The 10,953-nt window shown below is 44.4% G+C and carries 8 protein-coding genes and 1 riboswitch; of the genes, 1 reads left to right on the top strand and 7 read right to left on the bottom strand.

Annotation, left to right across the window (positions count from 1 at the left end; all coding sequences use genetic code 11):
* Positions 1-43: 43 nt before the first annotated feature.
* The 6 genes from thiD to I6E38_RS13040 form a co-directional block, all read right to left on the bottom strand.
* Positions 44-859, bottom strand: coding sequence for a bifunctional hydroxymethylpyrimidine kinase/phosphomethylpyrimidine kinase (gene thiD / locus I6E38_RS13065; protein ID WP_235394411.1), 816 nt, complete (start codon positions 857-859; stop codon positions 44-46).
* A gap of 87 nt (positions 860-946) precedes the next feature.
* Positions 947-1,046, bottom strand: a riboswitch (TPP riboswitch).
* Between the two features lie 170 nt (positions 1,047-1,216).
* Positions 1,217-2,368: a metallophosphoesterase gene (locus I6E38_RS13060; protein WP_235394410.1), complete on the bottom strand. Its 1,152-nt coding sequence runs from the start codon at positions 2,366-2,368 to the stop codon at positions 1,217-1,219.
* A 40-nt stretch (positions 2,369-2,408) separates the two neighbouring features.
* The gene (locus I6E38_RS13055) at positions 2,409-3,866 is read right to left on the bottom strand and encodes a RagB/SusD family nutrient uptake outer membrane protein (RefSeq protein ID WP_235394409.1); all 1,458 of its coding nucleotides are present in this window, start codon (positions 3,864-3,866) and stop codon (positions 2,409-2,411) included.
* Positions 3,867-3,893: 27 nt separating this feature from the next.
* Positions 3,894-7,295: a TonB-dependent receptor gene (locus I6E38_RS13050; RefSeq protein ID WP_235394408.1), complete on the bottom strand. Its 3,402-nt coding sequence runs from the start codon at positions 7,293-7,295 to the stop codon at positions 3,894-3,896.
* 6 nt (positions 7,296-7,301) lie between these two features.
* Positions 7,302-8,480: a FecR family protein gene (locus tag I6E38_RS13045; protein WP_235394407.1), complete on the bottom strand. Its 1,179-nt coding sequence runs from the start codon at positions 8,478-8,480 to the stop codon at positions 7,302-7,304.
* Positions 8,481-8,580: 100 nt separating this feature from the next.
* Positions 8,581-9,129: an RNA polymerase sigma-70 factor gene (locus I6E38_RS13040; RefSeq protein ID WP_235394406.1), complete on the bottom strand. Its 549-nt coding sequence runs from the start codon at positions 9,127-9,129 to the stop codon at positions 8,581-8,583.
* Between the two features lie 268 nt (positions 9,130-9,397).
* Between I6E38_RS13040 and I6E38_RS13035 the strand changes: the two genes are divergently transcribed.
* Complete coding sequence (locus tag I6E38_RS13035) at positions 9,398-9,721, top strand: RpnC/YadD family protein (RefSeq protein WP_235394405.1); 324 nt, start codon at positions 9,398-9,400, stop codon at positions 9,719-9,721.
* A gap of 254 nt (positions 9,722-9,975) precedes the next feature.
* Here I6E38_RS13035 and I6E38_RS13030 read toward each other — a convergent pair whose 3' ends face one another.
* The gene (locus tag I6E38_RS13030; protein ID WP_235394404.1) at positions 9,976-10,647 is read right to left on the bottom strand and encodes a leucine-rich repeat protein; all 672 of its coding nucleotides are present in this window, start codon (positions 10,645-10,647) and stop codon (positions 9,976-9,978) included.
* Between the last annotated feature and the right edge of the window lie 306 nt (positions 10,648-10,953).

Here is a 10,953-nt window from a genome sequence, read left to right as displayed (position 1 = left end):
AGCGTGAGTTGGTGTGAGTTATGAATTGTATCATCAGAATTGTTTATTTAGTGTAGTATGGGTGCGGATTGAAGAAGTGGTTAACGGGTCCGTGTCCCCGTCCTATCTCCACATCCTTGCCAGCCTCAAGAGCCTTGTATAAATAAGTCTTTGCCAGTCTTATGGCGTCAGCCATTGTATGGCCCAAAGCCAGATGGGCAGTAATGGCAGACGACAGGGTGCATCCCGTTCCGTGAGTGTTGCGTGTCTCTACGGTCTGCGCCTCGAATGTCTCCACCCGCTGTCCGTCGGCATACAGAATGTCGGTCTTGGTGTTGCCGTCGAGATGTCCGCCTTTTACCAAAACGGCGCATCCAGCTTCGCGGCATATCTTGTTGGCAGCACGGTCCATGTCGTCAACCGTCTCAATCTTAATGCCTGACAAGATTTCGGCTTCGGGCACGTTAGGCGTCAGGAGCGAAGCCAACGGCATCAGTTCGGTGCGGAACACTTGCAGAGCGTCTTCCTGCATCAGTCGGCATCCGCTTGTCGAAACCATAACGGGGTCGATGATAACTGCCACGCCTTTGTATTTGCCCAATGTCTTGGCAATGGCGTGAATGGTCTCGGCATCGTTCACCATACCAATTTTTACAGTCGTAGGATGTATATCGTCCATTACGGCACTAATCTGTCCGCCCACGATTTCGGGTCGGATTGCTTCAATGCCGTACACTCCCTGGGTGTTCTGCACGGTCACGGCTGTGATGGCTGAGGCTGCATACACTCCCAAAGCCGACATTGTCTTGATGTCGGCCTGTATGCCGGCACCTCCTACGCTGTCGCTTCCGGCTATAGTAAGGGCACATCTGTATTGCATAATTATCGTTTCATATATGGGGGCTGTTGCAAGGGTTTGCCGCAAATGCACTCTGCAATTGTATGCAACTGTTGTCAACTTATTGATTGTACAGGATAGAAATATTTCCTACGGCGGCATTATCCGCTTCAGGTTCTACGGGTATAATCTCAGCAGCACAATCCATGCTGCACCCCTAATTTCTTGTTTGGTTCGTCCGCAAAATTATACAAAAAAGCCGAAACGGCAAAGGAAATGTCATTAAAAACATTTATCAAAAGCAAAAGTTGTCGGTAAAAGTCTTGTGATATAAAAAAGGCATATGAAACGACCTATAACAGTTCGGTTTCATATGCCAAATCAAGATTAGGACAATTCTTAAAGTTTTCTCATTTTTCCATTATCACCTACTACATAATATGTATTACCTTCTATCAGGACGGCACGTCCGCGTCTTTTATTACGGTTTTCTTTGTTGTCTACATTTACGTCAATGACCTTACCGTTGTAAAACGTTGATATATCCTTGAATATAGTATGCCCGATCAGCAGGCGTTTCACTTGGTAACGGTCTAACACCATTTGCAGCGAATCTGTTGATAGGGGCTTGTATTTAGCTTCTTTCCTTACCAGTCCTCTGTACCATAGTGGTCCGTCGTTGCTATACAGAAAAGCCGTAAGCGGTGACAAAGCCTTTCTTTCTTTTTTAGTCATGAACAGCGCCTTACTCATTTCCTGATTGACAAATGGAATTTCCAGATTCTTGTCGTAAAAATCCTTGCTTAATCCTGCGTGTACATACAGGCCGTCGCCTATTATCTGCATAGTGTTGCGAGTGCCCAGCCAGCGTCCTAATTCTGTGTTCGAACCTACCAATTGTGGATATTTCATGCCCAGTCGTTTGGCTAAGACTTTGTATTTGTCCTTAGTATATCTTAGGTCATTTGCCATTACCAATGGTTCGTGATTGCCCAGCAAGAGCGAAACGTGGCCTCCGGCTTTAGCCGCTTCTTCTTCAAGTTTGTAGAATAGCCAGAAAATTTGCGGCACGTCTTTTCCTCTGTCGAAAACGTCGCCAATAATGACCAAGTGGTTTCGTTCGAAGTTCCAGCGCAGTTTCTTGTCAATAACGCCATTGCCTTGCAGCAGACTGATTACACAATCAAGTCTGCCGTGAGGGTCGGACATGACAAAGGTTTTCTCAGGTTTGTCATATTTCCATTCCGGTCGTTCTATAGAGTGAAGTCTAACTTTAAAAGAGTTGTTTCCTTTATGGTCGGTCACTCTGAAGCTATAGTTCTTAGACAGTTTGGTATATGTCTTGTCTTCAATTTTCAGTTTTTTGTTTACGCTTATCACTCTTACGCTACCGTCTGGTTGGTAGAGTATGTACGGTCCGTCGACCGAAAGTTCTTCTTTTTTCTGTTCTTCATGCTTGTCAGCAGGTTGGTAAGTTCCGGCTATAACACCGGAACTTACTGAGAAAAGAATTAAAACAGATAATAAAGTTTTATACAAACGAGCTTTCATATTGGTACTGAATTATGTATTATATGTTATTTATGTTTTGTCAATGCAGTTCATATTCTGGGTTTTGCACCATATTTTCGTTGTATTCCATCTCGTGCTTCGGCACGGGCAACACAATCTTATAGTAGTTCCAGTCGAATGAGCGTGCTTCTTCGGGCACTTCGCTTAGGCAGTCAGTGCGCACTACCCGCTTGTTGTTTCTCATCAAGTCGAAGAATCGCTGGCCTTCGCCCCAGAATTCTATACGGCGCTGTTCCAGTACCAAATCCAGCGTGATGTCTTTGTCTGCCACATCGTCAAGACTTTTGCCCGTACGTGCATATATAGGGGCTAAGTATTTGCGTGTGTTGCTTATGTCGCCTCTCTTCACAGCCGCTTCGGCAGCGTTCAGATACAGTTCTGACAGGCGGAACACAGGGATGTTGGCGTCTTCGTAGCTCTTGTCGCCCTGGGCTGGATATTTCAGACAGAACGGTTTGCTTTTGCTTGCAGTTGACACCATCTGTCCACGTACATCGTTAGGCATATTCTTCAGATACTTCTTCCAGAACTTGTTGGTTGCTATCATTTTGTATTTAGTGCACAGATAACCTATTGACGACTTGCCCGGACTGTCGGTCGTTAGATTTACGATTTCGAACAGAAGTTCGCTATTGAACGGTGTCGCCCATATCTTTGCGTATTCATCGTTGGTCCATAGCTTATATCCTGTTGATTCGGCTCCCTTTATAGCTTCTGTAGCAGTTTCCAAGGCTTCCTTGTCTTTGCCCATATACAGATAAACGCGGCTTAACAGGGTCATTGCAGCCCATTTGTTTATTTTGCCTTCTTTCTTTACATTGCGTAGTAAGCTTATGGCTTGTGTAAGGTCATCGACAACGGCTTTGTAACACTGGGCTGTGGTGTTGCGCGATGGTTTTACATTCTTGTCGTTCACCACTTGGTCGATGATAGGCACAGCAAGCGAGGCTCCGTTGTCCTTGGTGTATGGATAGCCATATAGACGTGTCATGTCAAACAGCAGCAAGGCACGTATAGCCAGTGCTTCACCTTTCAGATCGTTGTAATAAACCTGCTCTGTCAGACTCTCCATTTTAGGAGTTGTGATAATGCGGTCGGGAACAAGTTCTATCTTTTCTATATCCCTCAATAGGATGTTAATATTCTTACCGATGCCATAATACACTTCCCAGAATTCGCTCGGACCATTGGTCTTGTTGAACTTGAATGTATAATAGTTGACATTGGTACTTGTCGACTTGTATGATTTCATGTCGTCGCCGGTTAGATCGCCATAGCACATCATGTTGGCTCCATAGTAGTTGGACGATTGCATGCTGTTGTAGGCACCATTGAGCACAAATTCAAAATCTCTCAGTTCGGTCAGCGAACCGTCTGTCTCGATAGCTGTCGAAGGTTTAAGGTCGAGCCAGTCGTTGCCGCAACTGCTCAGCAAGGCTGCGCATACACCTATTATGATATATCTTATTTTTTTCATCGTTCTGTTCTTTTAAAGTGTGACGTTTTAGAATTTTATTTCCAGTCCGAATGTACAAGTTCTCATGGGCGGTGTGTCCCAGCTTGGCGATGAACCCGATTCTGGATCGATATAGCTGTAGGCTGCCCATGTCAGCAGATTGTTGCCCGAAGCGTATATGCGTACTTTTTCAAGACCTATTCTGCGTATCAGATTCTTGGGCAGTGTTATGCCGAATGTCAGGTTCTTCAATCGCAAGAAATCGCCGCTATGCAGTCGGCGTGATGTAGAGTAGTCGTCCATTGAGATGGAACGTCCTATTACAAAACGTTCGATATTGGTATGGTCGCCTTCTTTCTGCCAGCGTTTGCGGTAGTAGGTAGGTATGTTTAGTGTTCCGTCTCCACCATGTTCCAGTTTGCTGGCACATTCGTCATAATTCCATGCTCCGAGCGAGAAGTTAAGGTTGAAGTTGAAGTCAAACCATTTGTAGCTGAATGAGTTGCCAAATCCGCCAGTGATGGTAGGGTCGGCACATTTCAGTATTACTTTTTCGGCGCTTCGTGGGTCTTTGGTTGTTTCGCGGTTCAGTTTGCCGTTTTCGTCGGTCGTGTTCTTGTAGAACATCGGTTCGCCGTCGGCAGGGTCGATGCCTGCAAATTCTATCATGTAATAGGTAGAGTAGGGCAGTCCCACCTTGCGTATCATTGAGCCGCTTGTCACCTGCTTGAGGTCGCCGTCAAGTTTCAGTATCTTATTGGTGTTGTGTCCTAAGTTGAACGAACTTGTCCAGCGGAAGTCCTTTGTATTTATATTAGTTGAGCGCAGTTCCAGTTCATAACCCTTGTTCTGCAGCTTGCCAATGTTAGAGAGGTAGTTTGAGAAACCGGTGGTCAGAGACAGCGGTCGTTCGTAAAGCAGGTTCTTGGTTGTGCGTATGTAGTACTCGAATGTTATATTAAGTCGGTTGTCAAAGAGCGCGAGGTCGATGCCTGAGTTGAAGTTATAGTTTGTCTCCCATGTCAGGTTTTTGTTTTCCAGCTGCGACTGCGATATTCCCGGATTGTTGTTGTAGTTGCTGGTAATGCTGCTCAATCCCAGGTATCCGTAATAGGTAGAAGGCAATGTGCCGTTAACGCCGTACGATACGCGAAGCTTCAAGTCGTTCAGCCAGTCTTTTGTTGGCTTCATGAACTTTTCGGCGCTTACTCGCCATGCGCCCGATATCGACCAGAAGTTGCCCCAGCGGTTCTTTCTTGCCAGTCGCGAACTACCGTCGGTTCGCCAGCTTGCACCTGCGTAGTATTTGTTTTCGTAGTCGTAATTGACACGTGTTATGTACGAAACGATGCGTGTGCAGCTGTTCGAGCCGCCCATGCTTTGATACACTACACCGTTGCTTATCTCTGGCTTATCGGTACGCGCGAAGTTAGAAATAGTCGTACCCAGTCCGTCCGATTCTTTGCTGTTAATCTCGTATCCTGCCAGGAAGTCGAGGTTGTGCTTCTTGTTCAGTTTCATCTGATAGGTCAGGATGTTCGACCACGTCATGTTTGTAATGTCATTGTAGTCTTTGCTGAAACGTCCGTTGTCATCGTCACCGTCGCTTGTACGGGGGTCTTTCCATGCACGCGACTTGTTCATAACGAAGTCGTAGCTGTAGGTCGATGTAAACTTCAGGTTTTTCCACAGATTGAATGTGGCATAGACGGTGTTGAACGATCGGGTTGCGTATTCTTTCTTGAAGTTGTAGGTGTTTGACAACACTGGGTTGCGATCGGCCAGTTTTATCAGTTCTCGGTTCCATGTTCCGTCTTCGTTCCATACAGGGTCGGACGGAGTGGCACCGTTGCGTGTGCCGTATATTGGCGAGGTGTATGCTCTTCCCTCTGAATATGTGTCTTGATTTACCTTCGAGAACAGTATTTTGGCACCGATGGTCATCCATTTTGCCATTTGGTATTCTACGTTCAGACGGGCAGAGACGCGCTCCAATCCCGAATTGATGGTTACGCCCTCCTGCTTCATATAGCCTAAAGAGGTGTAGTATTTGATTCGCTCCTGACCTCCTGATGCTGAGAACTCATAGTTCTGATGACTGCCATTGCGGAATAGGTAGTCGTCCCAGTTGACAAATCCACACCAAGGTATCGGTGCGTATTGGTCGATGTTGGCATCGGCATAAGCCCATGCCTCGTTCTCGGTCATGTTCTGATGCAGCCCTTCTTCGTCGTTGGCACTGCCTTTATAGCTCAGGGCATAGTTGCGCAAACCTTCGTGTATAAGGTTGCGGCGTTCTTGTCCACCCATGATTTCTCTGTACGGTACGGCAAATTTAGAGAATCCCCAGTCTGACTTGAGTGAGAAAACAGGCTTGCCGCTCTTGCCTTGCTTGGTAGTGATAATCACCACGCCGTTTGCTGCACGCGAACCGTAGAGCGAAGCTGCAGCAGCATCCTTTATGACGGTGATGCTCTCAATGTCGGAGGTGTTAAGGGTAGACATGACGTCCAGACCCGAGTCGCTGCCCGAAGCACCGATGTTGCCCGACAGTACGGGTACGCCGTCTACTACATAAAGCGGAGAGTTGGAGGCATTGAACGAACCCATACCACGTATGCGTATTGAAGTGGAAGCGCCCGGAATGCCCGAACTTGAGCTTACGCTCACGCCGGGAGCGGCTCCTTCGAGCATCTGCTGGAAAGACACGTTTGGCACATCCTTTACGGCTTCAGTCTTTACGATGCTGGCAGATCCGGCGTACGCCGATTTCTTGAATGTGCCATATCCTGTTACGATGACTTCCTCCAGCAGGTTGTTGTCGACTTTTAGTGTTATGTGCGCTGCCTTTTCGGCTACGACAGCCACTTCTTTTGGTGTAAAACCTATGTATGAGACTGTCAATACGGCCTGCTTGTCTTTCACTTGTAGGTTGAAGTTGCCGTTGATGTCGCTCACGGTGCCATGCTTCGTGCCTTTTATGAATACATTGGCACCAATGATAGGCTCACCGCTCTCATCGGTCACCTTGCCGAGAATTGTGTATTTTTTGTTTTCTATAGTAGTGGTTTTGGTGTTGTGTGGCTTGTTTGTATTATGTGTTTTTGCCTTGTGTATTGTGATTACACCATTATGGACAGAGTAAGCCAATCCGCTGTTTTGCAGACATTTATCAAGTACATTGGAAATTGGCTTGTTCTTTACGCTCAGATTTTCAACACGTACATTCTTTGTGTCGTTTGTGCTGTAGATGAAGGTAAAGTCAGTTTGTTTCTGGATTTCCCATAGAACATCACTTAGCGTTACGTTTTTCATATTAACCGTAACAGTGGCTTGAGCAAACACGGATGCCCGTATCAGCCCAGATGTAGTAATGCAGAGAAACAGCAGCACAATGATGAAGCGCTTTCCAAGTCTCTCTTGTCTGTAAGCATTGCGTCGTTTTTCCATAATGTATTATTTATGATTAGTATGTATTTTGATTGTTTTGCCTTTGGTTTCTATCTTGACACTGCCGGTGTTTCTCAACAGTTCAAGTAGTGGGCTTATTTCCTCATAACGGTTTACGTAACATCCGAAACGTAGGTTCTTGGCTTCCTTGTCGGCATAGACTATGTCCATGTCATACCAGCGCGACAGAGTTTTCATGATGTCTTCAAGCCGTTGGTCTTTAAACTTAATCTTTCCGTGTATCCACGAAGTATAGAATGCAGTGTCAACGGTTCTCACATCTATTTGGTTAGCGCCCGGAGCTATTGATGCCTGCTGCGATGGCTTGATGATGCGACTGTTGCCGTTGCCGGTACGTACACGCACGCTGCCGCTTACCAATGTTGTTTGTCGAGGCTCGTCTTTGTATGCCGAAAGGTTGAATGTAGTGCCTAATACCTCCACGTCCATTCCATTAGCATTGACTATAAATGGCTGGCCGGTCTTGCTTACCTCAAAATAGGCTTCACCGTCCAATTCCACTTGGCGTGTTTTAGAGCCGAAACTTACGGGGTATCGCAACGAACTCATCGAGTTGAGATGTACCCTGGTGCCATCGCTCAACACCAACTTGTATTCACCTCCACGTGGCACGCTCACCTTATTATATGCTATCTTGCCGTCAGCAGTATTTGCCCCATGTTTGTAGTTCAGGGTGGCGGAGTCAATCTTTATCAGCGTTCCGTCCGATTCTTCCAGTCTTTCTCCTTTAGTGGCTGTCAGGTCTACTATTTCGCCATTGTCAAGTGTGAGAGTGGCTTTTGTCGAACCGGGCAGAATCTGTTCGGTGGCTGCGATTGTCTTGTCGTTTCTGTTCTCGTTTATAATCTGAAAGGTTACAAGAGCAGCTATGACGAGAGGCATTGCCAGCATTGCAGCATATCTGCATATTCTGAGCACTCGTTTTCTGAAGCGGTATTTATGGATTCCTTCATTCACCTTCTCCCAACCCATATCTGTGTTGAATGAATTGCGTCTGCGTAGGTTGGCGGTAATGTTCTCTTCATTACGTATTTCCTCGAAGAGCCGCTCGTTTTCAGGAGATTCTTTTCTCCAGTTTTCAAGTCTGATTTGCTCTTCCTTGTCCAGTTCGCCGGATATTTGTTTGGCAATAAGCCGGGCTATCTCAAAATATTGATTTATCATAATTCGCCTGTTATTGGTGTTCTTTTATACTAATAACAGGTGAAACAAAAAAGGGGGTGAGTCTGATTGAAGTTTTTTTTGATTTTTTTCTATAGCCTGATTACAGATATATGAATACGAGGTAATAATAGTCCTTCAGATATTCACGCAGTTTACGATAGGCTGTCTTCTTCTGTGAGTGTACAGTCTCTCCCGATACGTTAAGTGCATCGGCTATTTCAGGATTGGTCTTGCCTTCAAGAGCCAGTTGCATGATGTTTCTCATCTGCTGAGGCAGCTTGTCGATGGCATTAACAAGAATACGATAACTTTCTTCGGCAATGACCTTGTCATGGAAGAAACTTTCCTGGGCTTTGTCCAAAACCTTACGTTCGTATTCGCTTACAACTTTTCTATGTTCCAAGGCATTAAGCGCCTTGTTGCGTACAGAAGTGTAGAGATAAGCCTTCACTTGGTGTAGGTAGACGAAGTCTTCACGGTGTTGCCATTGCTTTACAAAGCATTCTTGAACTATGTCGGCTGCCATTTCTTCATCTTCTACATATTGGTTGGCAAACATACATAATGATACGTAATAATTATCAAAGATAAAGCGAAACTGTGCTTCATCAGTCAATCTGATCTCTATGTTTTCTGTTGTGCTACTCACCTTTTGTAGAAGATACGGTTTAAATACAAATTAGAAGATGTTGTTTAAATGCAAAGGTACAAAGATTCTTTGAAATTTGAATTATTACCCATTAAAAATCACAATATAATCAAGGGTCTATACGCCACCAGTTCATCGTGGCATATAGACCCTTGTCCTGTCACATGAAAAAGCAATCTCTAACTTTTTCAGAAACTTTGCCCAGAAAGATCTTGCGGGTTTGAAAATAAAGTCGTAACTTTACGATAGCATTTTAAAACAGATGATTATGAAGCAGGTAGAAGAAAGATATATCAGCTTGTTGACCGACTTCGGCTTCGACCGCCTCTTCGAGGAAGCCGAGATAGCCAAATTTACTCCGCAGGAAATGAGGGAGTACGAGACCAGCAAGATGGCATATCGTGACATCAAGAATTCCGTAGACACTGCCAAGCGTGAAGGTATAGCTGAGGGTATGGAAAAGGGAATGAAGAAAAGTATGAACCAGAAAGCCCTGGATATTGCCAGGAACATGCTTGCTGATGGCGTTGACATCAATCTGATTATGAAGTATTCCGGTCTTACCCAGGAACAGATAGAAAAATTGAAATAAGATATTATCTTAGAGGTAACAGATAAGCAATTTATAAAAAACAGAAAGCGGAGATGTAGATTACGACTATCACCATATAATCAAGGGTCTATACGCCACCTTTTCATCGTGGCATATAGACCCTTGTCGCTTCCCGTGAGGTGCGGGGGGATATAATTGCTGGGCAACTTATACTCCTGCCCAACTTAGGAGTTAAAGTAACCCCAAAAAAGTTAGACACATATTTACCGCAAGAGTTTATCAGCCTCTTGATCTTAATGCTTAGAGTGACCACAAATTATAGACTTGAAATAATTGTTTATAAAATGTTTGGTGTTATGGTCGTAAGAATCTGCATAAGGAGTTTTTAAAGCTTCCCATAAACTACCATGTTGGTCTTCTTTCAGCTCTTTTTGATCGGAAGAAAGAATCAGATTAATACTATATTCAGTTCCGTTGTCAAAAATTGGAGAATAAAATTCTTCTGCATACTCAATTGGTCCAAACCTTAGGGTTTGAAGGTATGTACAATCCAAGAATGCCCCAGAATAAATAGTCCTAAGCTTAGGAGCCTCAAATACTTGAAGTGTCTTATTGTCAGCAATAGCAAATTTTCCAATCTCTTCAGTATTTGTTAATTTTAAGGATTTTATGTTTGAAATCCCTGCAAGAGCGTAATTTCCAACCTTCTTTAATCCCATAATGGTAAGGTTGATATTGTCATCTTTGGCATATTCAAGGGCACTTTTTATTGCATCCATATCATCATTCGTCATATCATCAGAAAGGACAAGACGGATGTCTGCCTTCCCTTTATTCAGTTCATTCTTGATAGTACTTTGTATTTCCTCAGTGCTCAAACCGACCAAAGACACTACGGTCGCATCCAGCACATAGCTCTTGTTGGTTTCAATTTCTTTTTGGAAAAAATAATCAACTAAAGTCACATCGGCATTTTTTACAATTATTGACGAATACTTAAAAAACTTACCGTACAAATACACATTGCCTTTTTCATCAGGCGTAAGAGTGTAGGTATTATCAGAATAGCCTCTAGTGTTGGCTGGAGTGATAAACTTGGCAATAACGGTAACAGAACCATCTTGATTTGTAGCAATGCGGAGGCGTGAATAGTTGCGTGTTGCATCGGCAAAAGATACATTTATACTCTGACCATTAGGGTAGGGTGTTCAAAATTTAGATATAAATCTGACATAAAAAGTGCAAGAATTCAGCTCGTTAAGTTGCTGACA

It is taken from the genome of Leyella stercorea (assembly GCF_021531355.1).
Lineage (GTDB): Bacteria > Bacteroidota > Bacteroidia > Bacteroidales > Bacteroidaceae > Prevotella.
The sequence above is the reverse complement of the archived record's forward strand: the minus strand, read 5'-3'. Positions and strand labels throughout refer to the sequence as shown.

Bases quoted from the DNA above. Each gene is read 5' to 3' on its own strand.
- thiD (WP_235394411.1), bottom strand. From the start codon at position 859: ATGCAATACAGATGTGCCCTTACTATAGCCGGAAGCGACAGCGTAGGA.
- I6E38_RS13060 (WP_235394410.1), bottom strand. From the start codon at position 2,368: ATGAAAGCTCGTTTGTATAAAACTTTATTATCTGTTTTAATTCTTTTC.
- I6E38_RS13055 (WP_235394409.1), bottom strand. From the start codon at position 3,866: ATGAAAAAAATAAGATATATCATAATAGGTGTATGCGCAGCCTTGCTG.
- I6E38_RS13050 (WP_235394408.1), bottom strand. From the start codon at position 7,295: ATGGAAAAACGACGCAATGCTTACAGACAAGAGAGACTTGGAAAGCGC.
- I6E38_RS13045 (WP_235394407.1), bottom strand. From the start codon at position 8,480: ATGATAAATCAATATTTTGAGATAGCCCGGCTTATTGCCAAACAAATA.
- I6E38_RS13035 (WP_235394405.1), top strand. From the start codon at position 9,398: ATGAAGCAGGTAGAAGAAAGATATATCAGCTTGTTGACCGACTTCGGC.